The organism is Lentimicrobiaceae bacterium (assembly GCA_020636745.1).
In the GTDB taxonomy this organism is placed as follows: Bacteria; Bacteroidota; Bacteroidia; order Bacteroidales; family Lentimicrobiaceae; genus Lentimicrobium.
In genome coordinates this window covers 250,303-276,632 of the sequence record JACJXH010000004.1, presented here as the reverse complement: position 1 = coordinate 276,632, position 26,330 = coordinate 250,303, and the positions used below count along the sequence as shown (strand labels likewise).

Annotated in this window: 21 protein-coding genes; 14 read left to right on the top strand and 7 right to left on the bottom strand. The window is 42.6% G+C overall.

Annotated features, from left to right (window positions below):
- The first annotated feature begins 146 nt into the window (after positions 1 to 146).
- From H6541_08455 to H6541_08420, 8 genes are all read left to right on the top strand, one after another.
- Positions 147 to 1,016 carry a glycosyltransferase family 2 protein gene (locus tag H6541_08455; protein ID MCB9015811.1) on the top strand — a complete coding sequence of 290 codons (870 nt, stop codon included), beginning with the start codon at positions 147 to 149 and terminating at the stop codon, positions 1,014 to 1,016.
- 2 nt (positions 1,017 to 1,018) lie between these two features.
- Positions 1,019 to 1,744, top strand: coding sequence for a class I SAM-dependent methyltransferase (locus H6541_08450; GenBank protein MCB9015810.1), 726 nt, complete (start codon positions 1,019 to 1,021; stop codon positions 1,742 to 1,744).
- Between the two features lie 16 nt (positions 1,745 to 1,760).
- On the top strand, positions 1,761 to 3,050 hold the full coding sequence (locus H6541_08445; protein ID MCB9015809.1) for a Coenzyme F420 hydrogenase/dehydrogenase, beta subunit C-terminal domain: 1,290 nt from the start codon (positions 1,761 to 1,763) through the stop codon (positions 3,048 to 3,050).
- An 8-nt stretch (positions 3,051 to 3,058) separates the two neighbouring features.
- Positions 3,059 to 4,003, top strand: a complete 945-nt coding sequence (locus tag H6541_08440; protein MCB9015808.1) for a flippase-like domain-containing protein — start codon at positions 3,059 to 3,061, stop codon at positions 4,001 to 4,003.
- Positions 3,996 to 4,973, top strand: a complete 978-nt coding sequence (locus H6541_08435; GenBank protein MCB9015807.1) for an NAD-dependent epimerase/dehydratase family protein — start codon at positions 3,996 to 3,998, stop codon at positions 4,971 to 4,973. The genes H6541_08440 and H6541_08435 overlap by 8 nt, the downstream gene beginning before the upstream one ends.
- A 116-nt stretch (positions 4,974 to 5,089) precedes the next feature.
- On the top strand, positions 5,090 to 6,082 hold the full coding sequence (gene mgrA / locus H6541_08430; GenBank protein MCB9015806.1) for an L-glyceraldehyde 3-phosphate reductase: 993 nt from the start codon (positions 5,090 to 5,092) through the stop codon (positions 6,080 to 6,082).
- Positions 6,083 to 6,218: 136 nt separating this feature from the next.
- Entirely contained in the window at positions 6,219 to 8,318 is a 2,100-nt protein-coding gene (locus H6541_08425; GenBank protein ID MCB9015805.1) for a hypothetical protein, read from the top strand.
- Between the two features lie 4 nt (positions 8,319 to 8,322).
- Entirely contained in the window at positions 8,323 to 9,756 is a 1,434-nt protein-coding gene (locus H6541_08420; GenBank protein ID MCB9015804.1) for a glycosyltransferase, read from the top strand.
- Positions 9,757 to 9,928: 172 nt separating this feature from the next.
- Here H6541_08420 and H6541_08415 read toward each other — a convergent pair whose 3' ends face one another.
- From H6541_08415 to pdxA, 4 genes are all read right to left on the bottom strand, one after another.
- Complete coding sequence (locus tag H6541_08415; protein ID MCB9015803.1) at positions 9,929 to 11,734, bottom strand: hypothetical protein; 1,806 nt, start codon at positions 11,732 to 11,734, stop codon at positions 9,929 to 9,931.
- A gap of 14 nt (positions 11,735 to 11,748) precedes the next feature.
- On the bottom strand, positions 11,749 to 12,498 hold the full coding sequence (locus H6541_08410) for a glycosyltransferase family 2 protein (protein ID MCB9015802.1): 750 nt from the start codon (positions 12,496 to 12,498) through the stop codon (positions 11,749 to 11,751).
- Between the two features lie 91 nt (positions 12,499 to 12,589).
- Positions 12,590 to 15,073: a bifunctional UDP-N-acetylmuramoyl-tripeptide:D-alanyl-D-alanine ligase/alanine racemase gene (locus H6541_08405; GenBank protein MCB9015801.1), complete on the bottom strand. Its 2,484-nt coding sequence runs from the start codon at positions 15,071 to 15,073 to the stop codon at positions 12,590 to 12,592.
- Between the two features lie 15 nt (positions 15,074 to 15,088).
- Positions 15,089 to 16,159, bottom strand: coding sequence for a 4-hydroxythreonine-4-phosphate dehydrogenase PdxA (gene pdxA / locus H6541_08400; protein ID MCB9015800.1), 1,071 nt, complete (start codon positions 16,157 to 16,159; stop codon positions 15,089 to 15,091).
- Between the two features lie 94 nt (positions 16,160 to 16,253).
- On the opposite strand from pdxA, the gene H6541_08395 reads away from it, so the two are divergent.
- Entirely contained in the window at positions 16,254 to 17,093 is an 840-nt protein-coding gene (locus H6541_08395) for a hypothetical protein (protein MCB9015799.1), read from the top strand.
- A 24-nt stretch (positions 17,094 to 17,117) separates the two neighbouring features.
- Positions 17,118 to 17,993 (top strand): hypothetical protein, encoded by an 876-nt coding sequence (locus H6541_08390; protein MCB9015798.1) that lies wholly within the window; start codon positions 17,118 to 17,120, stop codon positions 17,991 to 17,993.
- A gap of 31 nt (positions 17,994 to 18,024) precedes the next feature.
- Here the strand turns inward: H6541_08390 and H6541_08385 are convergent, their stop codons facing one another.
- Positions 18,025 to 19,299 (bottom strand): 3-deoxy-D-manno-octulosonic acid transferase, encoded by a 1,275-nt coding sequence (locus H6541_08385; GenBank protein MCB9015797.1) that lies wholly within the window; start codon positions 19,297 to 19,299, stop codon positions 18,025 to 18,027.
- Positions 19,300 to 19,346: 47 nt separating this feature from the next.
- Positions 19,347 to 20,105: a hypothetical protein gene (locus H6541_08380; GenBank protein MCB9015796.1), complete on the bottom strand. Its 759-nt coding sequence runs from the start codon at positions 20,103 to 20,105 to the stop codon at positions 19,347 to 19,349.
- Positions 20,106 to 20,413: 308 nt separating this feature from the next.
- On the opposite strand from H6541_08380, the gene H6541_08375 reads away from it, so the two are divergent.
- The 4 genes from H6541_08375 to rfbB all read left to right on the top strand — a co-directional run bounded on the left by H6541_08375 (position 20,414) and on the right by rfbB (position 24,425).
- Positions 20,414 to 21,544, top strand: a complete 1,131-nt coding sequence (locus tag H6541_08375) for a DegT/DnrJ/EryC1/StrS family aminotransferase (GenBank protein ID MCB9015795.1) — start codon at positions 20,414 to 20,416, stop codon at positions 21,542 to 21,544.
- Between the two features lie 175 nt (positions 21,545 to 21,719).
- Positions 21,720 to 22,301, top strand: a complete 582-nt coding sequence (locus tag H6541_08370; protein MCB9015794.1) for an N-acetyltransferase — start codon at positions 21,720 to 21,722, stop codon at positions 22,299 to 22,301.
- An 18-nt stretch (positions 22,302 to 22,319) separates the two neighbouring features.
- A complete protein-coding gene (galE, locus tag H6541_08365) occupies positions 22,320 to 23,336 on the top strand; it encodes a UDP-glucose 4-epimerase GalE (GenBank protein MCB9015793.1) in 1,017 nt (338 codons plus the stop codon).
- 33 nt (positions 23,337 to 23,369) lie between these two features.
- Positions 23,370 to 24,425 carry a dTDP-glucose 4,6-dehydratase gene (gene rfbB, locus H6541_08360; protein ID MCB9015792.1) on the top strand — a complete coding sequence of 352 codons (1,056 nt, stop codon included), beginning with the start codon at positions 23,370 to 23,372 and terminating at the stop codon, positions 24,423 to 24,425.
- Between the two features lie 368 nt (positions 24,426 to 24,793).
- Here rfbB and H6541_08355 read toward each other — a convergent pair whose 3' ends face one another.
- Positions 24,794 to 26,239, bottom strand: coding sequence for a DUF5018 domain-containing protein (locus H6541_08355; GenBank protein MCB9015791.1), 1,446 nt, complete (start codon positions 26,237 to 26,239; stop codon positions 24,794 to 24,796).
- Positions 26,240 to 26,330 lie beyond the last annotated feature (91 nt).

The following is a 26,330-nucleotide window of genomic DNA, read 5'->3' as shown; positions in this document are numbered from 1 at the left end:
GGAAGATATTGAATTATCTTCCGGCTTTTTATTTAAATGAAGCTGTAAGAAGCCATTTGGTGCAATTTAGACCTTATAATAGCCCGAAAAATGCTACTTTTGCCCAAAGTTGTAATAATTAACGCCTGCCCTTATTAATTGAATCAATGGAGAATTCGCAACAGCTTGCCACCATCATTATTCCTGCTTACAACGAAGAAACCGGCATTGGTCCGTTATTGCAGAAAATGATTTCAAACAATCTTCATCAAAAATATGAAATCATCGTGGTTGATGATGGTTCTAATGATCGCACTGCTGAAATAGTTAAACAATATCCGGTTCGACTCATTCTGCACGGAACCAATAAAGGTTATGGAGCTGCACTAAAAACCGGTATTCGTAAAGCCCTCTGTAATAAAGTAATTATGCTCGATTCCGACGGGCAGCACGACCCGTCTTATATTGATATCGTTTACAATATGCTTGCCGATTATGACATGGTGATTGGTGAACGTGATAGCACATCGCATCAGGTGAGCAGCCGTAAAAGCGGGAAGTGGATTATCAGGAAAACAGGTGAAATGCTGGTTGACCAGAAATTGCCCGATTACAACTCAGGCATGAGAGGATTTCAACGGGATTTAATTCTTAATCTTTTACACCTGATGCCTAATGGTTTTTCTTTCTCAACCACCTCTACGCTTTCATTTCTGAAAGAGGGATACAGCATTGGGACATTTCCCATTAATGTTGTTGAACGGGTAGGCCGAAGCAGCAATGTAAGGTTTATCAAAGATGGATCTAAAACATTCCTTTTGCTTTTCAGAATTATTATGTTGTTTAATCCTTTAAAAGTCTTTTTCCCCGCCAGTTTGCTTTTTACTTTTGGTGGTTTAGTTTGGGGCGTTAACGGATATTTTTTCTTTGGAAGGTTTCCGAATACAGGCATGATTCTGATTACATTGGGGATGTTTATGTTCTTTTTTGGCTTATTGGCCGATCAGATTGCCATTCTCAACAGGAAAAAAGGCTAATCATGAAAAAACTGAAGAAAAATAGCTGGAGCGACAGTGATGTGGAAGCGCATTGGGATCGTGTAGCAAATATTTATGTTCAGGAAAACAATAAAGTAAAAGACACGCATGATCAGCGCTTCTACGAAACGGTGCTTCATCTTGATCTTCAACCCGATTCAACCATACTCAACATTACTTCGCGCGATGGCGAGGCGAATGCCCATGTTTTAAAACACCAGCCCGGCGTAAGTATTGTGAATGCCGAAATATCTTCAGGCTTGATGGATGTTGCAAGTAAGTTACAGCCAGATATTCAACAGGTTAAATTGAGTACATATAGCAATCTGCCTTTTTATTCAAACCAGTTTACGAGGATTATTTGCCTCGAAACACTTGAACATGTGGCAGACCCCGTTGCTTTTCTTAATGAACTTTATCGCGTATCCACGCCTGATGCGCGATTGGTGCTTAGTTGTCCGCCTGCAACCAGCGAAATACCTTATCAGGTTTTTACCTTTTTATTTGGAGGGCATGGCGAAGGCCCTCATCGTTTTTTACCTTCGCGTGAGGTAAAGGCCCTGTTCAAAGAAACCGGATGGAAGTTGATTTTGCACAAAGGAACAGTGCTACTCCCGGTTGGCCCGAAAGTGTTGCGAAATGCCGCTGAGAAGCTGATGGAAAAGCTGCAGGGGACATTTATTTCTGAATTTGGAATACGACAATTCTATGTCTGCACGAAGTATTGATATACTAAAAAGTATAATGAAGTCTGACCTGTGCAACCGTTGCGGCAGTTGTGTGGGATTATCAGAAGGTAAAATTGTCTTTATCGACAGGGAAGGTGATTTCAGGCCTGTGGTTAAACAGGAGCCTGACGAGGAGATGTCAGCACGCTTATTAAATGCCTGCGCCGGTAAAGTGTTTAACTTTCCTGAATACAGGAAGCAATTTTATCCTGAAACGCCCTCTTTTCATACTTACACGGGACCTTACAACGGGATTTTTATTGCGCATTCAACTGATGAAACTATTCGGAAAACCGGGGCTAGCGGGGGTATGATCTCAGCAATTCTCATCTGGATGCTGAACCGGGGCTGGATAGATGGTGCCGTTGTAACCGGCATGTCCAAAGAAAAGCCCTGGCTGGCACAATCCTTTATAGCAACTACGCCTGACGAAATTCTGGAAGCTGCTCAAAGCAAGTATATCATCACTTCGGTAAATGAGATATTACCTGAAATAGCTGCATTCAAAGGAAAGCTTGCTTATGTCGGGTTGCCCGGGCAAATTCAGAGCATTCGAAAACTTCAATTTGCCGGCGACAGCGCTGTGGCGAATATCAAATATATTTTTGGCCCGTTTTATGGAAATACCCTCCACTTTTCATCAGTAAGGAGTTTTCTGAAATCATACAAGATTAAGGATTACACTAATATCAGCAAATTGTATTTCCGTTATGGTGAATGGCCGGGTAATATGCGGGTAGAGATGACTGATGGCCGTGCTGTTGAGCTGCCAAAGTTTCATGCCAATTATCTGATACCGTTTCATATTCTGAAAAACAGCCTTTTGTGTACCGACCTCAGCAACGAGTTTACCGACATTTCTGGTGGTGATGCCTGGGCTCCTGTTTACGAAGAGCGTGGAAAAGGTTTTTCAATGGTCATTTCAAGGAATGATACAGGCAAGGAAATCCTGCTTCAGATGGAAAAGGAAGGTCTTATAGCCTTGACCCCGATTAGTATAGATGAAGCAATTACCATGCACTCTCATGGATACGATTTGAAAAAGCGCGGCACTTTTATTCGTATCAGATTCCGGAAGATGCTGGGTTTGCCTGTGCCTGATTATGGATACACGCTCAGCGATTTTACATTTACCCGCTATTTTATGGAGATAATGATTGATGCATTATTTCTGACACTCGGTACAGCGCCGGCACGCTGGCTGGTTGAGCAGTTTTCACCCTCCTTTATTGGTAAATTGTTTGAACATAGCCGCAAAATCTGGAAAAAGTCAACGCATAAGATTAAAAGACAGGATCTTCAGTAAACGCCCTCATGAGCAAATTTAAAAAAAAGTGGATTTTTCAGTTTGTCCGGTTTTTAGGCATAGCACTTTTCGTGATTATATTGCTTCGTGTTGATTTAAAGGAAATTTCTAAATCTATCCTGAATGCCAATCTGAATTTCCTGCTGATTGGAGTGATTTTTCAAATACTGGTGTTGTTGTTTAAAGCTATCAGATGGCATTTAATGAACAATGGAAGGCCGGAATGGAAATACAAAGCGCTTAGCTTTGGCCGCTTTTTTGAAAGCTATGCCATTGGTATTGTGACACCTGCCAGGATGGGGGAAGTGATAAAAGCTGGCCATGAAACCGGAAAGCAGAATGTTTTTAATGCCGGAATCAGAGTGCTGGCTGAAAGGGGAATTGATATAGGCATTTTTGTTGCATTGGCCGGACTATCTGTACTTGCCGGTTATTATCTGGAGGTTTCTCCGGCTTATGGCTGGCTGATTACTATTGGGGGAACAGCTGTAGTCCTGATTTCAATGCTTATTCTTACCTCTTCAAAAGCTATTGGATTGATGCTTGCTTTACTCAAAAAGCTTCCCGGAAAATGGGATGACCTCACTGCCCGTGGAATTGCATACCACAGAAATACCACCTTTCTTATTATTTTATTGAGTTTTGCTTCCAATGTCAGCTATTTTGTTTCATGCTATTTTTTAAGTAAATCGGCAGGTGTTGATGCTGGTTTTATCTGGGTTACTGGCGCCGTAGCCGTTTCAGGGCTGTTAAATATGCTGCCTGTTACCATCATGGGGCTGGGGACCAGAGAACTGGTTTTTCTTTATGTTTTTAAATCCATTGCCACCCAAAATATCATTCTCACTTTCTCATTTTTAATGTTGCTTGTGGCGCAGATTGGCGGCGGACTGTTAGCTCTGGTTGCTGGTCAGGTTCTGTTGCTGAAAACTAAAAAGTATTCATATGACTGATTTTGTTGTTGTTACCGGAGCCAACGGATATTTGGGCTCTTATGTGGTTCGCGAATTTTTACGTCAGGGTATTGGGGTAATAGCCTGCCGTTTTAAGCACTATGCCTCTGTGGTAGTTGAACATCCTGATGTAATGTATGTCGAAACCGACATTTCATTACCTGTGACTGAAAACAGCCAGTTAGAGAAGCTTGTGAAAGGAAAGCAAATTTTGGCGGTTGTAAATGTTGCAGCATTGCTCGGAAGCGCTGATTATGACGCCAATCTGAGGGTTAACGCCCATGGCGTTCAGCATATGATGGATTTTGCCCGCCTGCATCAAATTAAACGATTTGTGCAAATCAGCAGTGTGGTGGTGATGAAGGAGATAAAGGGCCCTTATGGAGTTACCAAATTAAAAGGACAGGAATTGCTTGTTGAATCTGAACTTGACTACACTGTTTTTATACCAGCCATGATTATGGGCCCCGAAAGTCTCGGGCTGAACCGCGTGCTGAAAAATGTGTTCAGATTTCCGTTTTTTGTTCCGCTCATTGGAAACGGAAAAGAAACGCAACATCCAGTTTATGTAAAGGATTTTGCCCGCGCCATTGTTGCGTCGGTTCAATCTGACAAATCCCGTAGAAAAGTTTACCAGATTGCCGGGGATACGGTTTTGCCTTTCCGCGATTTTATTCGTTTAATATTGAAGCATTATGGGAAAAGGAGGGTTTTTATTTTTGTTCCGGCTTTTGTGGCATCAATGCTCGGATGGTTTTTTTCAAAAGTGCAGAAAGTGCCGCTCTTTACAGCGGAGCATGTAAAAGGTATTTTACAGAACTCAAGATTAGATACTTCAATGTTGGTGAGCGACCTGAATTATCAACCCACGCCTTTGGTTAAAGCGCTGGATGAATCATTGGATGTCATTCAGACCAACTGGAATTTCTATCTGGCTCCGCGTGGGGAATCGGTCATTAAAGTTGATTAATGCAGCTTTTATAGCTGAACGCACAGATATATCTTCTTTACCATCTGATTAATCTGAAATTTGCTTGATTCTTGCCTGTTGTATTTCGTAATTTTATCATTCCTAAAAGTTAAATTATGACAGGCTCAGCAGCAGAAAACCGATATGCTACAATGCAATACAATCGTTGCGGAAACAGCGGATTGAAATTGCCGGCAATTTCATTGGGATTGTGGCACAATTTCGGAGGTGTAGACATTTTTCAGATAAGCCGCAGCATGTTGCTTCATGCATTCGACAAGGGAATTACCCATTTTGATTTAGCCAATAATTATGGCCCTCCTCCGGGCTCAGCCGAAGAAACGCTGCGTCAGGTGTTGCATACTGATTTGGGCCGGTATCGCGATGAGCTTGTTATATCAACCAAGGCCGGATATAATATGTGGCCGGGCCCCTATGGCGAAATGGGCTCGCGAAAACACCTTATTGCAAGTTGCGATCAAAGCCTGAGAAGGCTGGGGCTGGATTATGTAGATATTTTTTACTCACACCGCCCCGACCCCGAAACTCCGCTCGATGAAACCATGGGCGCACTGGAACAGATAGTGAGACAGGGGAAAGCACTTTATGTGGGGCTTTCAAATTATTCTGCATTGCAAACACGCCAGGCTGTTGAAATTCTCAAAAGTATGGGGGTGCGGTGTCTGATTCACCAACCCCGGTATTCCATGCTCGATCGTTGGGTGGAAGATGGTTTGCTCGACGTACTGGAAGACGAAGGGATGGGCTGTATTCCTTATTCTCCGCTTGCCCAGGGTTTGTTAACCGACCGTTACCTGAATGGAATTCCTGAAAATTCCCGCGCTGCTAAAGAACATGGTTTTCTTCAAACAAGTCAGATTACGCCTGAAAAAATATCGAAAATCAAAAAGCTCAATGAACTTGCATTGACCCGCGGTCAGAAACTTGCCCAGATGGCATTGGCCTGGTTGCTGAAAGATAACAGGATTACTTCGGTCCTGGTGGGCGCCAGCAGTATTCCTCAAATTGACGATAGTTTGGCTGCACTTAAAAATATTTCCTTTACAGCTGATGAATTGAAACAGATTGAAGATATACTCACTGCATAGCCTCTTCATGTTTGACATACATCTATTGCTCTGAAAATTCAGGTGGACAATAGACTTTATCAATGCCGGAGAAAATTTCCTTTACGGTCAAGACCGACTTATTTGTATCTTTGGCTCATTCAAACGTGACACGGGTATGCTTAAATCATCCGGAACAACTGGAAAGTATTTTCTGAATCTTACTGTTTTTGCTTCTCTGCTTGTTATTCCGCTAATTCTCTTTTTAACCTCGCTCGATACTATCAAATCGCGTGACAAAACATGGTATGGCGGAGGATATGATCCTGAATATGCTTACTTGTTCAATGCATTGAATGTTGTAGAATTCAGGCAAATCGGACATATCGATCATCCCGGAACTACCATGCAGATTACTGGTGGTATAGTGTTGAAGGTGGCCTGGATGTTTGACCCACGTGGCGAAAATCTTACCAATGCAGTGATGGCTGAGCCTGAGCATTATTTAAGGATATTAAATGTAGCAACATCAGTTATTGGTTCATTTGCTCTTTTTTTGTTGGCTTTTTTTCTTTACCGACGAACAAAAAATATTGGGTTCGCATTCATTTTGCAGCTTACACCGTTTATTTCAGGCTTTGTGCTTTTTAATGGATTTACGCGTGTTACGCAGGAAGTGATGCAGATGATCGCTGCTTTTGCTTTAGCTTCAGTGTCATTAATTTGGTATTTTCAGCAAGGCGAAAAGCATCCTAAAAAGTTTATTATCCTTTTTGGGGTTATCAGCGGATTTGGCATGGCTTCCAAAATATTATTCGCTCCTCTTTTGATTATTCCTTTTGTCTTATTGAATACCCTTAAAGGCAAGTTATGGTATATTCTGGTCAGTTGCATCGCATTTGTTGTTTTTACTTTGCCTATTGTCAGGTTGTATCCCAATATGTTATACTGGATATACAAGCTTTTTATTCACACTGGTCAGTATGGAGCAGGTAGTACAGGCGTTATTGATTGGTCCAGATATCCTGATGCGTTATTCAATCTGTTTAAAGTAAGTCCTGTGCTGGCAGCCATCTTTGGTGTCAGTATCCTGGTTTTGTTGACCTTCCCGGTAATACGGCTTGTAAAAAAGAGTTGTCCTGATGCCAGAGCAGCCAGGTTGCTGGCCGCTGTTATAATTGCTCAGGCCATTGGGTATCTGCTCGTTGCCAAGCAGCCTAAAGAGTCTTATTTGCTTCCTTATGAAAGTATTGTTGCCGTTAATGTTGTGATTATTTTGTATTTAATCATGTCGTTTTTGCATCAGAAAACGTTTAAATTTTTGGCAACTGGTTTTGTTACTTTGGTTTTGGTAGTGGCTGTAATTCCTTATGGAATTGCACGAAAGAAAGCAATTTATACAACCCAAAGAAACCAGCTTTGGGAAAATGCATATCAAATGGCTGTGGGTTCAGCTGACTCCACAGCTGTAATTTTTGCCAATCCCGGAGCTTCGCCCATTGTAGGACTTTATTTTGGAAATGCATACAGTATCAGGCGCTATGTAACAGATTTGCAGCGTCTGTATCCTGATTGTTATGTGGTGAGTAGTTTTGAAGGAGGTATTTCACATTGGGGAAATGGCCCTGTGATGATAGACTCTTTGTTCATGAAATATCAGGGCAAAATTATCTATTCAGGTATGGCTGGAAGCGCCGTATTCAATAAGGAGTTTTTAAAGCTGACTATTCCGGGTTGGGAGTTCCGGCCATTTTTTAGTGATGGCTATAATGAACTCTGGGCTCCGGTTGAGATAAATGCTAACGGTGAAGCCGGCCGGTATAAACTTTTGTTTTGTAATGCGGAGGATGTGCCGGAGAGCCTTCTTAAATCAAATCCTTGTCAGGAAATGGCTGTTATTGGGGAAAAAACTTCTGAAAAGGCTTTTTCAGGAAAATGGAGTATAAAAACTGACGAAACCAATCCTTATGCCTTTGCTGTAAAGCCCTCTGTTTTTCATGTGGGTGATAAGATCGATATAAGTGTAAAAGTTTCAGGAAACAGTGACATTGCCAGAATAATTGCTTCCGGGCAAAGTTCAGCGCAATTTTATGAAACCTCAGGTAAGCCTGTAAAATCTCTGGCCGATGGTTGGAGCCTGTTAAGGCTGAATTTTGAAGTTCCCCTGGAAATGGATGGAAAAGAAATTAAAGTGTATTCTTATAATAATGGACATGAAACAGCTTATTTTGATGATTTCAGAATGGCAGTTTATTGTGGTCCTTTAACTTTAAATTGATTGGATGAGGCCGTTATCGGAAAACAAAACCAGGGTGATTGAATCCATGGAGCGAATCGCTGAAAAGCGGGAACGCTATATTCGCAGAAGTAAATATTATTATAAAAACCTGGTTAATTTTTTCAGCTTTAGCATACCTGAAGGCTCAAAAGTACTGGAATTGGGGTGTGGCACCGGATATTTGCTCAATGCTGTTAAACCGTCATACGGTATGGGTATTGATTTTGCACCCGGCATGATTCGTGTTGCCCGTGAAAAATATCCTCACCTCAGTTTTCAAGTGATGGATGCTGAGCAAATGAACCTCAGTGAAACGTTTGATTACATTATTATTTCCGATACACTTGGTTATCTTGAAGATATTCAGACTGCTTTTAGTGAACTGAAAAAAGTGGTGCATCCCGGAACGCGAATAATCATTTCCTATCATAGCTTTTTGTGGGAGCCATTTCTGTGGCTTGCTCAAAAAGCCGGATTAAAGATGCCGCACCGCCGTTTAAATTGGCTTGGCCGTGGTGATTTGATAAATTTACTTGATCTGGAAGGATTTGACGTTGTTAAGTCAGGAAGAAGGTTCCTGCTTCCATTGAATATTCCGGTGGTTTCATGGTTTTTTAATAAATACATCGCCTACCTTCCTCTTTTTAACAATCTTTGTCTTACCGGTTTTATTATTGCACGGCTGCCGCAGGTGCGTGAACACAACAACAAGGACTTCAGCGTAAGCGTAATTATCCCGGCAAGGAATGAAAAAGGCAACATTGAGGATGCCGTATTGCGGGTTCCTGAAATGGGCAAACACACCGAGATTATTTTTGTGGAAGGTAATTCCACTGATGATACCCTGGAAGAAATAAAACGGGTGTGCGAAGTGTATAAGAACAAACGGGATTTAAAGTATCTGGTGCAGGACGGGAAAGGGAAGGGCGATGCGGTTCGCAAGGGCTATGATCATGCTTCGGGCGATATTCTGATGATACTGGATGCCGACCTTACCGTGCCACCTGAAGATTTGCCCAAGTTTTACGATGCCATTGCCACAGGAAAGGGTGAATACATCAACGGTACCCGACTGGTTTACCCCATGGAGGATGAAGCTATGCGTGCCCTTAATATTATGGGGAACAAGTTTTTTTCGGTGATGTTTTCGTGGTTGCTGGGTCAAAGGATTAAGGATACGCTTTGTGGTACCAAGGTGTTGAGTGCCGAAAATTACAGGAAACTTGCGGCCAACCGGGCTTACTTTGGTAATTTTGACCCATTCGGTGACTTTGATCTGATCTTTGGCTCGTCGAAACTCAACCTCAAGCTGGTGGAAGTGCCTATCCGTTATCGTGCCCGAAAGTATGGCGATACCAATATTTCCCGTTTTAAACATGGTTGGCTGTTGCTGAAAATGGTGGTGTACGCCATGAATAAGATAAAGTTTGTGAAGTAAAAGAGGAACTCTGAATGATAAAATAATGCAAATCATTCCACCATTGGTTCTTAAACATCCATTCCAGGGTGAACTGCCAAAACAGCCGACTGTCCTGAACTAAATGTGGCTTGAGAAATTACTCATGCTTATGCTAAACCTGTCATTTGGGCATATATAAATTGGCATGGTCTTATTTTTTAATTTCCCATACTTCCACCGAAAAATTTTTGATGTAAATAGTGGATGGTGTGCGGTTCCAGATATATACTTTAAGGTTATCCTCCAGGGTTCGTACCTCAGGCGTCAGGTACCAAAAATCAAAGGAGTTCCATTGGCCACGTGAGGCGGTATCCACCTTCAGGGCTTCGCCCCGGTACTTATATGCCTGTTTTTGATGATGGAAACTGGCAACCAGCAAGGGGGCGTCTCCATCAAATGTATCGGGAATAAAATACTCTGTCTGAGCGTGAATCCATGCATGATCCTGGGTAGTAATCAGGTGGTAAGCCAAGTCAGGGCCGCTTAAAAAAGAATTGTTGCCACACAGCTGCATGGCCTTTGCGGTGTCATTGGCTGATTGTGAAGGCGTTGAAAAGATTCGGCGCATGTGGTACCGGCTAATATCAGCAGGAGCCTCTCTGGTTTCAGTGCTCCGCTCAACCAATAAAAGCGGATCAAGCTTTTCGTGGTCAATAGCAGTTTTCCCAAAGACTGCCCAATAGTAATCCCGGGTCATCCGTTCTTTGTCAATGATACCTGTTTCAAATTGCCAGGTTTGAAACAGGTTAAGTATAACAGTGAATACTGCAATGGCAGCTGCAATCCATTTCCAGCTTCGTTCCATTGTTACTTCAACCAAAGAGGCAAGGGGTACAGCCAGCAAAACGTAGGCTGGAAGCATGGCCCGTGCACTAAAGCTTCCGCCGGCATACCACCAGCAACTCCATGATGAAACAATCCATAAATCGAGCAGTACAAAAATAAAGATGGCCGGAAACCAGGCTTTGTGGCGCTTAAACAGATAATAAAAACCTGCAAAAGCGAAAAGTATAAGAGGTGTATAAATAAACCAGCCTTTGCGAAAACTAAACAGGAATTCAACAATATACGGAGGGAAGAACCGAAATCCTTCGCCTGGATTATTGTAGGAATAAAAGAACCAACTCCCGCTAACGTTTTTCCAATAATAAAGTTGAATAAACCCAATCAATATTGCCGGAACCAGATAAACCAGTACATAGAACAGGTTGATTTTTATTATCTTGAACCTGAAAACAAATTGTTGCCATGAACCGGCTTTCCAAAATAAAGGTATCAATACACAAATAATTTCGGAAGGGCGGATAAGAGTAATTAAGCCACAGGTAAGCCCCAGCATGAAAGCCTTAATGTAGGATGGCCTTTCGTGCCAGCTTATGGTGTAGAGAAACAGCAAGGCATACAGCGTAAACAGGAAATTGTGTGAAAGCAATGTGCCGTCAAGGGCCGTAAGTTGAAAATAGTTGGTCCCCGCTGCAATAAGCAACAGGGTGATAGCGGTGGTTTTGTCATCAAATAGTCGTAAAAGCAATTTTCTGAGAATGAAAAGTCCCAGTATCGCCCAAATTATACCTCCCAGGCTCAATATCAGCTGGTATGGCAGCGAAAAGCCGTCAGCCGGATAACCCAGTAATGGTGCCAGCCAATGGGCAACAAAGAAAAAAGGGGCATAAACCAGCGCCAGACCTGAAGTGTATTTTATGACCCTGCTTCCATCCATGCCGGGCACCAATTGATACAAGGTTGATGAAGGTTCATAGGTTTTCATGATGCCATCAAGCCACTCTGCCTTGGTCAGTCCGGGGTCGTGATAAATGAAGTTTGCCGGCAGGTAAAGGTAATAGCCAAAAACATCCCATGATAATGCCCTGTAGGGCATTTCTGTTGCACGTACGATAACAATGGCTGCAGCAAGAATAAGCAAAGCAGTGAGTGACAAACGGGCTTTTCCTGGCATATGGCTCTGAAACTTTATGGTTTATTCAGGCAAGGCTTTTTATATACTTTTCTGTCGAAAATATTGTATTTGATGATGCAGTAAATGGCTCTGAATCCATCTTTTGCACCGATTTTTTTGCCATCTTCATAGGTGCGTCCGTAGTATGAAATGCCTACTTCATAAATACGGATGCGGGGAATGCGCGATATACGGGCTGTGACTTCTGGTTCAAAACCGAACCGGGGTTCTGTAAGTCGCAGACTTTTAATGACTTCAGCCCTGAACATTTTATAACATGTTTCCATGTCCGTAAGATTCAGGTTGGTAAACATATTGGAAAGAAATGTAAGGAACTGGTTGCCAATAGAGTGCCAAAAGAACAGGATTCTGTGGGGGCCCATGCCCATAAACCGTGAGCCGTAAACTACATCGGCTACACCGTCCATCATTGGCTTTAGCAGGGTGTTATAATCGGCCGGATCGTACTCCAGATCAGCATCCTGCACAATAATGAAATCGCCGGTTGCCAAATCGATACCTTTATGAATGGCCGCTCCTTTTCCTTGATTAACCGGCTGGTTGTGAATCAGCATTTCCAGGCCGGGATGTGCCTTGCGATAATTTTCCAGAGCTTCGGCTGTTCCGTCTTTCGAGCAATCGTTAACAACAATAATCTCGTAATTTATTTCGTAGTTAAAGCGAACGTCAATTATTTTGTTGAGTATCAGGTGAATGGTGGCTGCTTCGTTGTAGGCAGGAATGACAATAGATAACTTTGGCATAGCAGGTTGATGATCAAATTATTCGACAAATTTAGGGTTTCTGTGAGAATATAAAAATATTGGGGGCAATTATATATTATTATCCGGTTTGTTATTCCTGAAAATAAACCCTTTTTACTCTTCTTGATATTCCGGTAAGTATTTCATAAGGAATAGTTTCCATGGCCGCAGCCATGTGCGAAATCGGATATTCGTTGCCGAATACGATGACTTCGTCACCCTCTGAGGCTTGCACCCCGCTTATGTCGAGCATGGTCATGTCCATACAAATGTTGCCTACTACAGATACCAGTTTGCCGTTTACCATCATCCGGCCGCGACCGTTGCTTAGTCTTCGGCTCAGGCCATCGGCATAGCCAATGGGAATGGTGGCTATGGTGGTTTCTTTTTGCGCAATCCAGGCCCGGTTGTATCCGACTGAATCGCCGGTCCGGATAGTTTTTATTTGTGAAATGCTTGTTTTCAGACTTGTAACGGTTTCAAGTTGCTGCTGCTCATCCTGATTGGCCGCAATGCCATAAAGGGAAATTCCAAGTCTTACCATTTCAAACTGAGCCTCAGGGAAACGGCTTATTCCGGCTGAGTTAAGAATGTGTCTTAAAAAACCTTCAGGGTACGCTGTTTTAAGTTTATCAGCCATTTGGCTGAAAGTTTCAATCTGAAATCTGGTAAATTGGTCTGACAAAGGATCGTCGCTCCCTACCAGATGCGAAAATACCGAACGGATGGCAATCTGTGGTATGGCTTTTATTTTGTGAATCAGGGTGTCAATATCTTTGGCTTCAAAGCCCAGGCGATGCATGCCTGTGTCGAGTTTCAGATGTATAAAAACAGGCTGATTGCTGGAAAAATTATAAGAATGTATGGCTTTTTCAAGCATGTGAAGCGTTCTGAAATTATAAATCTCGGGTTCAAGGCTGTGCCGGAGAATGGCTTCCATGCCGCTGTCTTCAGGGTTCATCACCATAACCGGAAGGCTGATTCCGGCTTTGCGTAGCTCTACTCCTTCATCGGCATAGGCCACTGCAAGATAATCAGCGCGGTGAAATTCTAACGTGTTGGCTATTTCATAACCTCCGCTGCCATATGAAAAAGCCTTGACCATTGCCATTAGTTTTGTTCCGGGATTCAGCAGCGACCGGTAATAGTTCAGGTTGTGGACCAGTGCGTTGAGATTTACTTCAAGGACTGTTTCGTGAGATTTTTGTTGTAATACCTCATTGATTCTTTCAAATCCGAAAATGCGCGCGCCTTTCAGCAGTATGCTTTCGTTTTGGAATTGTTCTGACCTGAATTGCTCAAGAAAATGTTCGGTATCCGGATGAAACTCAGTGGGTATTGTAAAAAATGTCTGATATTGCTTCATGGTGCTTCCTATGGCAATAAGCCGGGTAATGCCTTTGTCATGTAGCAGACGGGCAATGGATTGATACAGTGTAGCTTCGTGGCCGGTTTTGCCCTGTAGCAGATCGCTCAGGATAACCGTGCGTTTGGCATACTGGCTTTGCTGAACCAGGAAGTCAAGGGCAATGGCCAGTGATTCAGGGTCGGAGCTGTAGGTGTCATTGATAACGGCGCATCCGTTTATTCCTTCTTTCATTTCAAGGCGCATGGCAACCGCCTGTAATCGTAACATGCGGCTTGCAGTTACGTCGGGCCCGTAACCCATCAAGAGCATGGTGGCCCAGCAATGGCAGGCATTTTCAATTGAAGCCTCATCCGTAAAGGGGATAGTTATGGTGCTTTCGTGTCCTTGGTAAAGAGAAGTGATTTTGCTACTTGTTTTACCTGTGAAAGTGCTGATAATCCGAAGGCTAGCCTGCTCATTCCTGCCCCAGGAAAAAAGCCGGTCGGCTGTAAATCCTGAAGATATGATGCTTTTATGAATAAGCTGATCGTCAATACAATAAATCAGATGTTTGACATTCTCAAACAGTTTGAGCTTTTCGTTGGTTTTTTGTTCCTGCGAATGAAAGAACTGGTCGTGGGCTTGCCCGATATTGGTGAAAATTCCGATATCAGGCTTGATGATGTTCTTCAACTGCTCCATCTCTCCGGTTTGCGAAATCCCGGCTTCAAAAACTGCCAGATTGTGCAGCGGGTTCATCTGCCACACTGAAAGCGGAACGCCTATTTGCGAATTATAGCTTTTGGGGCTTCTGACAATTGTTTTTTCAGGCGACAAAAGTTGCCACAGCCATTCTTTAATAATGGTTTTGCCATTGCTTCCCGTGATGCCGATTACCGGACAGGAGAAATGCTCCCGGTGGGCAGCTGCCAGTTGCTGAAGCGATTCAAGGGTGTTTTTAACAAGAATAAAGCAGGCCTCGGCAGGCTGTGTTTGAGGCAGTTGGCTGACACAAAAATACCTAACACCCTTATTATACAATTCGGGTATGTAATTATGCCCGTCGCCTCTTGATGTTTTAATGGCAAAAAACAGCGTTTGAATCGGCGAAGCCAGCTTACGGCTATCGGTCAGCAAAACGCTGATTTTAAGCTGGCCGGGATTTCCCACAAGTTTGCCATTGGCCATTTCGGCAATTTCAGCAGGGGAGTATCCTTGAGCAAACATCTGAATTTTATTAAGTTATTTTTCTGTTTCCTGCTTGCTGAGTCTTAACGGATTGGCTGTCATTTCTTCATAAGCTTTTCTGTTGTAGTAAATGTCGCAGGCCAGGTAAAGAGCTGCTCTCATCGAATCGGGTGAAGCGAGATCTTTTCCGGCAATTTCGTAAGCAGTGCCGTGAGCAGGTGAAGTTCTGATTATAGGCAGTCCGGCAGTGAAATTTACACCAGACTCAAAGGCCAGCGATTTAAACGGTAACATCCCCTGATCATGATACATGGCCAAAACCCCGTCAAACTGAGCAAATGTGGAAGACCCGAAAAATCCATCGGCCGGGAAGGGCCCAAAAACTTTCATCCCCATTTCATTGGCTTTGCTGATAGCTGGTTTGATGGTTTCTGTTTCTTCTTTACCCAGTAATCCATCGTCACCTGCATGAGGGTTCAGGCCCAGAATGGCAATTCGCGGGCTGCGTATGCCAAAGTCCTGAATCAGCGATGTGTTTAAGATTTTCATTTTCCTTATCAGCAAATCTTCCGTAATCTGTGCCGGAACATCGCGAAGGGGAAGGTGACCGGTGACCACGCCAATACGCAGATTGTGGCTGACCATGAGCATCAGATAATCAGGGTTGCCAAACTTATTGGCCAGGTATTCGGTATGGCCAGGAAAGTGAAAGTCTTTCGACTGAATGTTTTTTTTGTTGATTGGCGCAGTAACAAGCACATCAATCAGTCCTTTCTTCAAATCATCAGTAGCTGCTTCTAGCGCTTGTAATGAAAGTTCGCCTGCAGTGCTGGTCGATTTGCCAAGATCGATTTTTACTTCCTGCTCGTTGATGTTGATGATGTTCGCCCGTTTAGGGTTAGCAGAGTCGGCTTTTTTTATTAGATTGAAGTTAAAGTCGCTGATATTTAATGTTTTGCGATGGTATGAGGCAATTTTTGACGAGCCGTAAATTATCGGAGTTAACATCTCGAAAATACGGTTATCGGCAAAGGCTTTGATAATGATTTCGTAACTGATGCTGTTGATATCACCCTGTGTAATACCCACAATCGGGCGGCTTTCATTTTCGGCTGGTTTATTCATTCTTACATTTATTTATTGGCAAAGATAAGATTTTGCTAATTTAGCCATGCAGTTCTTCTGCTTATTTCAACCCTGCATTGAATAATATCGTCCTATGATTGATCATATCGTACTTCAGCGGCTTAAAGAGCGGGAAAAAGAGCTTAATACACTTTACAGGCTTGAAGAACTGCTACAGGGCCTGCATCTGTCTACTGACGAGCTTTTTAGCCGCCTGATTGAACTGATGCCCTCCGGATGGCAACACTCAACTATTTGCGAAATTGAAGTAAAATTCGAAGGCCGTAGCTGGCAAAGTGATGATTTTCGCGAAACAAGCTGGATGCAATGTGCTGATATTGTTATTGATAATAATATCTGTGGCGAAATAAGAGTTGTTTATTTGCAGCTGATTCATGAATTCAACGAAAGTCAGTTTCTGCCTGAAGAACAAAAGCTGCTCAATACCATTGCAGAAAGAGTGGGTAATTACATTTTTCATCAGCGGCTGAGGAATTCCCTTCATATGCTTGATACTGGTTTGGAATATCAAAGCAAGGATGGTAACGGCCAGGTTTTGTCTCAGTCAGACTCTGATCAACATTGGAAGTGGAGATTCCGGATGGCCGAACGCATCAGCCATCTTATCGATTTCAACAGGTTTGGAATTAAAGCTATTTACCTGATTGGCAGTACAAAAAATGCCTGTGCAGGGCCTTCGAGCGATATTGATTTGCTTGTGCATCACCATGCCGATGAACAGCAGTTGTGCTGCCTCAAATCATGGATGGAAGGGTGGAGCCTTTGTTTGGCAGAGGAAAACAGCCAGCGAACAGGATATCAAACCGACGGGCTGATAGATCTTCACCTGATAACCGATCAGGATATTTCTGACAAAACCAGCTTTGCCGTCATGATTGGCGCTGTGACTGACGCAGCCCGATTGTTGCGATAAATATATGTGCAATTCAACTAGCCTATGACAACCAGTTTTTTTGTTTCCGACCTTCATGGAAAAACCGGCCGGTATGAAGTATTACTGAGAGAGATATTGCAAAAAAAACCTTCGTTTGTGTTTTTGGGAGGTGATTTACTTCCTCACATCCGTAAATCTGACTGGCAAAAAGGTCAATTGAAAGGCGATTTCGTTGAAGATTATCTTATTCCCGGATTTTCGCGTTTGCGCAAACAGTTGGGGTGCAATTATCCCGAAGTGTTTCTGATTTTGGGTAACGATGATCACAGGAGTGAAGAACAGAAATTTGCGGTTGGAGAAGAGAAAGAGTTGTGGAAATGCTTGAATAATAAGGTGTTTAAGTTTGGTCCTTATTTTATTTTTGGCTATCCGTTTGTGCCTCCTACGCCTTTTTTACTGAAAGACTGGGAAAAATATGATGTTTCGCGTTATGTAGACCCCGGATGTGTTCCGCCAACAGAAGGATTCAGAACCATTGAACCTGATTATGATCCGGAATATGCTACCATTCAGTTAGATCTTAAACATCTGACTGAAAATATTTCTATGGAAAAAGCTGTTTTTCTGTTTCACTCGCCTCCGTATAAATCCTGTATGGACAGGGCGTCACTTGACAATCAGAAATTTGAGCATGTTCCGCTTGATGTGCACATAGGAAGCATTGCCATTCAGCGTTTTATTGCGGAAAAGCAACCTTACATAACCATGCATGGTCATGTGCATGAATCGGCCAGGCTTACTGGTTCGTGGCAGGAGCAAACGGGGCGAACGCATTCATACTCGGCTGCACACGATGGGCCTGAGCTTGCTTTAGTTGTTTTCAGACTCGATGATCCCTCCGGGGCTCAAAGGATTTTGCTGCCCATTCAGGATGTGTGATAAAAAAAGCCGTTAAAAGAGTAGAAGATGGCTATTCCTGGATGACACCGGTTGCAATATGGTGCTCAATGACTTCCATAATAATTCGGGTTGCTCCGGTTCTTTTGGCAACATATTGTCCTGCCTGACTGGCGAGGCTTTTAAGTCGCTCATTGTCAGATAATAGTGAGATGACTTCTGGCGTAAACCGGGCCGAATCCTCCACACTAAAGGCAACTCCTGTCTCAATCATCTCGCGTGCTTCTCTGAAACGATGATAGTTGGGGCCAAAGAAAACCGGCACGCCATAGGCTGCAGCTTCAAGTGTGTTGTGAATTCCAGCGCCAAAGCCCCCTCCGATATAGGCAATGCTTGCATATCTGTAAAGTTGCGAAAGCATGCCAATAGAATCAATGATAAGAAAATTTATTTTACTTAAATCGGTTCCGGGAGCCTGACTGTAAAGAATGGCTTTATCGCCCAGCTTTTTAAGAAGTTCACCTAAATGATGTGGATTAATTTCGTGGGGAGCAATGATAAACTTTACTTTATTACCGGTTTTTGCATACAGCGATAAAATGAGCTCTTCATCGGGCGGCCAGGTGCTGCCGGCTACAATAACATGTTTGTCACAGGCAAATTTATCGATAAGCGGGAAGGGCCGTTGCTGAGCTTTCACCGAAATAACCTGATCGAAACGGGTGTCTCCGCTTATGCTTATGTTACTGACATCAATCATTTCAAGTAGTTCAGCTGATTCAACATCCTGAACAAATATTCTGTTGATTTTGCGTAAATGGGTTCTGAACCATCCGCCGTACCATTTGAAAAAATGTTGATTGGGCCTGAAAATAGCTGAAATAGTATATACTGGAATCTTGTTTTTAAAAAGCTCGTTCAGGTAATTGAACCAGAATTCATATTTTACGAAAACGGCAAAACAGGGTCTGGTAATACTTACAAAACGTCTGGCGTTAAAAATTGTATCGATAGGGAGGTAAAAAACGTGGTCGGCTCCGTTGTAATTTTTGCGATAGTTGTATCCCGACGGCGAAAAAAAAGTAAGTAAAATGGTGTAACCCGGAAATTGATGGCGAAAAGCTTCCATTACAGGGCGTCCCTGCTCAAATTCGCCAAGAGAAGCACAGTGAAACCACACAACCGGGGATGGACTTTCAGAGGCATAATGTGTTAGAAATGTATGTTCAAGTTTGTCAAACATCTCTTTACGGCCATAATGCCATGCCCTGGCTTTGGCACTGAAGATTCCGGCAATTCTCAGAAATAGATAATAAAAAAGAATGCCGGAGCTGTAAATAAGCCTCATACTCTTAATTTTGATTGTGTATAAACCAAAATACTAAATTCAGCATATTAATAATAGTAAAATTCCTTAGGTGCCCGTTTGTATACAGGTATTATCCATCCAACTTTTATACCAGTCAGCAAATCGGTAAAATTGCCTGAATTATATTTCATTTCAGCAAAAGAGTAAGGTCTTACATGTGATGTAAACGCCAATGTAATATCTAACCCGGCAAAAAAGTTTACTTTTTGTCTGTTGCCTAAGTAAAGATAGCCCAGAAAAAGATTGGTTGCAAATCCGCGTTTTAGTTCATCATACCCTTTCAGGTAGTCGCCGGTGATTTGAGGCGCTGTTTTTTCCTTATGCTCAATGTAAATTTTGTGTTGCAGATATCCTCCGCCCAGCGTAAGCATAATGCCGCTGTTTTTGTTGGGCCCCCAGGCTGGTATTACTTTTCCCAGTTTTAGCAAGGCAGCAAATCCACGCTCATTGAAACGGTAATCAGCATAAATGCCCTCCATATCAATGATATTGCCGTCTTCTGTTTCAATGTTTTTCAGAATGTTTTCCTTATCGTTAATCTGGTTGCCAAACATAAACCCGGTTTCTACTCCCAAAAGCCAGTTATGGCGCGTTTTTATCATGTAACCAAGGCCAACCTGTGAGTTCATTCCGTAGCGGTCGGCCAAATCGTTTCCGGGAAATTGCAGGGCATAGTTGGCCGATATCAGGTTAGTGAAAATTACAGAGTCTTTTAAGCTCTTTTGGGCTTTAAGTGCAGTAAAAGGAAGCAGTAGTAAAATGAGAAAGCTGATTCTGATTTTCATAGGATGTAGTTTCGGGAAGCCGGGTGTAATACTAAAAGGGAAGTAGTGAATTGGGCTTCCTTTTTATTACAGCAAAGATAAATATATTATGGAATGAAGAATAATCACTGACGAACAGTCACTCATTTTCTGAATTTTTAAGAATGAAGCCGGCCAGAGCCAGATATTTTTTTTGTTGCAAACAATAAGTTATACATCCCAAACGATTAATTGTATCTTTGCGCACCTGAATTTCTATTGTTAATTAAAAAACAAGAGATTCTGTAAATATACAATAAATCAATTAGTTGCATTAAAAATTGTTGTAAATGAACAAAATTGCAATGGTTGACCTAAAGGGTCAATATGAAAAAATCAAGCCTGAAATTGATCAGGCAATCAGCGATGTTATCAATTCGACCGCTTTTATCAACGGCCCGGCTGTAAAATCATTTCAGGAAGACCTGGAAGCATACCTTGGTGTAAAACATGTGATTCCATGTGCCAACGGTACTGATGCACTTCAGGTGGCTATGATGGCTTTAGGTATTAAGCCTGGAGACGAGGTGATTACAACCAATTTTACTTTTATTGCAACTGCCGAAGTCATTGCTCTTTTGGGTTTTACCCCTGTGGTAGTGGATGTTGATCCCGGAACCTTTAATATTGATCCTGAATCGGTTCGCAAGGCCATTACACCCAAAACCAAAGCCATTGTTCCTGTTCATCTTTTTGGCCAGTGTGCCGATATGGATGCGATGCTTGAAATTGCCAGAGAGTTTAATCTGTTTGTGATTGAAGATACTTGTCAGGCTATCGGAGCTGACTATATTTTTGCCGATGGCACGCGCAAAAAAGCCGGTACCATTGGTCATGTGGGATGCACTTCGTTTTTCCCGAGTAAGAACCTGGGCTGCTATGGTGATGGTGGCGCTATTTTTACCAATGATGATGAGTTGGCAAAACAGTTGCGTGTTGTGGTAAATCATGGAATGACAGTAAGGTATTACCATGATTATATTGGTGTAAACAGCCGCCTCGACAGCATTCAGGCTGCTATTCTTAAAGTTAAGCTGGCTCGTCTCGACGAATATGCCGAAGCCCGCAACCGTGCTGCTGCTTTTTACGATAAGGCTTTTGCCAATAATCCCAAACTGAAAACCCCTGAAAGATTTGCTAAGTCAACTCATGTTTTTCACCAGTACACACTGGTAACCGAAGGAATTGACCGCAATGCCCTGCAGGAATTCCTTTCAAAAAAAGATGTTCCGGCTATGATTTATTATCCGGTTCCTTTGCATATGCAGAAAGCTTATCTCGATCCAAGGTACAGGGAAGGCGATTTTCCTGTAACTGAACATTTATGCCGCACTGTTATTTCATTGCCGATGCATACCGAACTCGATGAAGAACAACTGGCTCATATCACTTCTTCTGTACTTGAGTTTGTAAACGCATAGTTTAATGATTGTCATATTTTTAAGAGGCCGGAATCATTTTCGGCCTCTTTTTTATTGCTGGCAGGTGACATAATGCTATATTTGACCATTAATAAACCGGGCTTCAGGCTGTTTTCCTTGGCACTGGTTTGTAGTTTTTCAAAATAGCTAAGTTCTCCCGTATTAAATATTTAACATGGAAAATAATTTTTTCAGGCACGAAACTGCCTTTATTGATGAGGGTTGCGAAATAGGCAATGGCACAAAAATCTGGCATTTTTCTCATATTATGAATAATTGTAAAATAGGTGAAAACTGTAATTTGGGGCAAAATGTGGTAGTGTCGCCGGGTGTTGTTTTGGGCAATAATGTTAAAGTTCAGAACAATGTTTCCATCTACACCGGCGTTATTTGTGAAGATGACGTTTTTTTAGGACCATCCATGGTCTTTACCAATGTTACAAATCCGAGGAGCGCCGTAGTGCGCCGAGGACAATATGCTCAGACAATTGTCAGGCGTGGTGCTTCAATTGGCGCGAATGCTACCATTGTTTGTGGACACGATATAGGTGAATTTGCTTTTATCGGGGCAGGAGCCGTGGTAACCCGTACAGTACCTGCCTATGCGCTTGTGCTGGGAAATCCGGCCCGACAGGTTGGCTGGATGAGCGAATATGGTCACCGCCTGAATTTCGATGAGTCGGGAATTGCTGTTTGCCCGGAAAGTCATCAGAGATACAGCCTTTCAGGAGGCAGTGTCAGAAAAGTTTTATTATAAGCGTAAACTCTTTTTTTTATGAAGATTTTAGTTACCGGAGGTACAGGATACATTGGCTCTCATACAGTTGTTGAACTGCAGAACCAGGGTTTTGAAGTTGTGATTATCGATAATTTGTCAAATTCACAGGCCGATGTGGTTGACCGGATTGCCGAAATTACAGGTGTTAAACCTGAGTTTCATCAGTTCGACCTGGTTGATCGCGAACAAACTGCCGCATTTTTTAAATCTCATACTGATTTGGATGGGATTATTCATTTTGCAGCCTATAAAGCGGTCGGAGAATCAATGGCTGAGCCGCTCAAATATTATCGCAATAATATCGACTCTCTCATAAATATTTTGCAGGGCATGAAAGATAACGGATTGAAAAATCTGGTTTTTTCTTCTTCCTGCACGGTTTATGGTCAGCCAGATGAACTTCCTGTAAAGGAAACATCACCCGTGAAGGAGGCCTGGTCGCCTTATGGCAATACCAAACAAATGTCGGAGCAGATAATTCGTTTTGCGATCGATGCATATGACTTGAAAACCATTGCTTTACGTTATTTCAACCCGATAGGGGCCCATGAGTCGGCCCTGATTGGTGAACTGCCGCTTGGCGTTCCCAATAACCTGGTTCCGTTTATTACGCAAACAGCAATTGGATTGCGGCAGTCGCTTAGTGTTTTTGGTTCTGATTATAATACACCTGATGGCACCGCTGTTCGCGATTATATTCATGTGGTTGATTTGGCTAAAGCTCATGTGGTGGCAGTCAACCGGATGATTAGCCTGAAAGGTAAATCGGATTTTGAAATTTTTAATCTGGGAACAGGTAACGGATTCAGCGTACTTGAAGTGATTCATTCATTCGAAAAAGTAAGTGGTGTGAAGCTGAATTATAAAATAGTCGGTCGCAGGCCGGGTGATGTGGAACAGGTGTGGGCCGACACCTCTTTTGCCAATGCCGAACTTGGCTGGAAAGCACTTAAAAGCCTCGACGAAATGATGAGCTCTGCCTGGAAATGGGAGCAAAAACTCGCAAGTAAATAACAATCAATATATTCATCATCAGAAGCTAACCCTATGAAAACCATCCTGATAACCGGTGGCGCAGGCTTTATTGGCTCGCATGTCGTAAGATTATTTGTCCATAAATATCCTGATTACAAAATTGTGAATCTTGATAAGTTGACCTATGCCGGTAATCTGGCAAACCTGACTGATATCGAAAAATCGCCTAATTATACTTTCGAAAAAGGTGATATTACCGATGGTGGCTGGATTATGCAATTGTTTGAAAAATATCGCTTTGAAGGTGTGATTCATCTGGCAGCTGAATCGCATGTCGACAGGTCAATCTCCAATCCGATGGAGTTTATTATGACGAATATTGTGGGTACGGTTAACCTGCTGAATGCAGCCCGGGCAATATGGAAAGACAGCCTGGCGGATAAGCGCTTTTATCATATTTCAACCGATGAAGTGTATGGCTCATTGGGTGATGAAGGCAAGTTTCAGGAGACCACACCTTACGATCCCAGGAGTCCCTACTCGGCCAGCAAAGCAAGCAGCGATCATCTGGTAAGAGCCTATTTTCATACTTATCACCTGCCGGTAGTGCTGTCTAATTGCTCAAATAATTACGGGCCTTTCCAGTTTCCCGAAAAGCTGGTGCCGCTGTTTATTAACAATATCCGAAATAATAAACCTCTTCCGGTTTATGGTAAGGGCGAAAATGTACGCGACTGGCTTTACGTGGAGGATCATGCCAAAGCAATTGATCTGATTTTTCATCAGGGAGTTGAAGGTGAAACCTATAACATTGGCGGAAATAATGAGTGGCAGAATATTAAACTCATTCAGAAGCTTTGTGAAATTATGGATCGCAAACTGGGCCGGGCCGAAGGAGAATCGGCCAAACTGATTACTTACGTAAAGGACCGCGCCGGTCACGACCTGCGTTATGCCATTGATGCCACCAAGATTAAAAATGAACTGGGGTGGGAGCCCTCCATTAAATTTACTGAAGGTTTTGAAGCTACTGTTGATTGGTATCTGGCCAATGAATCATGGATGAACAATATTACATCAGGCGACTACCAGAAATATTATGAGGATCAGTATGAGAACAGGAGTTAATGCCTGCTTTTATCTTTCTCATTATCAATTATTGTAAACAAATAAGGGAGGGCTCAAAACCCTGCCTTATTTGTTTATGCAGGTTTCAATGGTTGTTTCTGTTTTTCAGAATTGAGTCATGATCTTTTTTTTCAGCATTTCAGTGCCTTTTTTATCAGATGAACCCTTGGTTTAAATTGTTCTTCAGTGGATTGTTGTGTTTTCAAAGGTGTTAAACTACAGGCTGCCTTGTATATCGGTAAAAATCGGGTTTCATCTGTGTGAACTAAGGTGAATATTGGCTAATAAAAAAACCGGAAACAGGCTGTAAAGCCGTTGTCCGGTTAGTTTCCGTGTAACTGTTCCTTCACGGATAAGGAAACCACACACTATAACCCACTGCTTACTTCGTCTGTGTCAAAATTGTAAACGTTACCTGAAGGGTTGCCCGAGAAAGTAACATTGGTATGTGTTATCATGCTGTCGTCGTGAAGCCCTATTCCGTAATATCTCGAATTGTCAATTGTTACATTGCTCATGATTAGTTTGGAGCTATATTCAAGTACGATATTGCATTTAAATGAACTGTTTGAGCCAGCATATTCAATGGTACAATAATTAAGGGTGTTGTCTTTATCGTTGGAGATGTATAGCCCTTCCCAGTTAGAGGCACTGGCGTTTAGTTTTGAGAAAAGCACTGGCTCTGCAGCGGTTCCATTCACCTGAATTCTGCCTGAATTTATTACATTTATCCAGCAGTCGGCACTGAATAGCAATTGCACCCCTTTGCCAATGGTCAGGTTATTTTCCAGGTAAAAACTATTCTCAAAGGCATAGGGTACCGTGGTTTTATTCAATGTGAAATCTTCTGTCATGTTCAGGCCGTTTACCCAAACCACAGGTTTGGAATTAAGGGTGAGTTGGGTTGTTTCATTCAAAACACTGCATTGAGCCAGGTCTGAGATTACCAGCGGATATTTGTCACAATTTTTGATAGTGTTGTTGTCAAAACTGGTGATTTTTTGCGATAAGTCTGTGGTCATGACTCCACTGCCCAGGGAACCATCCATCATGCAATGGTTCATTTTAAGTTTTGCATTGTAATAAAGAACCACTACAGCCCAATCACTGTTGCTGCCGCCATTGATGAACTGCACATATTCAAATTGATTATCGCTGCGGGCTGAATATATACTTACCCCGTCCCATGAACCTTTGTTCTGATTGTTAACAGGGCCGGTGAGTACGATGGGATTTTGAGCTGTTCCCGCCATTTTGAGTCCGGCATTTTCACCAACACTAATGCCGCTGTTTACACTGGTAAATGCTATTTTAACGCCTGGCTCTATTGTTAGCAGAGCATTGCCTTCTATGTAAAAATATCCGTCAATAATATAGTCAATTCCATCGTTTCGGTTGACAAGCGTGCGGTTTGCCGACATTCCGCCGCTAAGGGTTTCCGAGCCCATTCCTCCTCCTTCAAGGGTAACACTAACCGTATATGCGGTGGTGCTGCCATCCTCAGCTGTTACGGTAAATATTACCGGCAATGTAAAATCTACCACTGTGCCTGAAGCCGGGTTGATGGTTGCGCCGTTTGAAACTGTAATGGTAGGAACAAGAGCTGTAATATTGCTGTTTGCAGGAATGCTTGCAGTGGCGGTTTTGTTATTCTGGTCTATACTTGCTACCACCGCTGGAGTAAATTGATTGAATACAATGCCTGAGATTTGTTTTTCGCTGCTCAGGGTAGGTTTGTCGTCTTCTTTCGTGCAGGAAGTTGTAAACATGATCACTGTAATGAACATGGCGATGATTGCAGATAATTTTTTCATGGTTTGTTTTTTTTGAGTTGAAACTGCGGCAAAACTAAAGCAGCCTGCTAAGGTAAAATACCCCCTTTTGGGGGTTTTTGATTGAATCAAT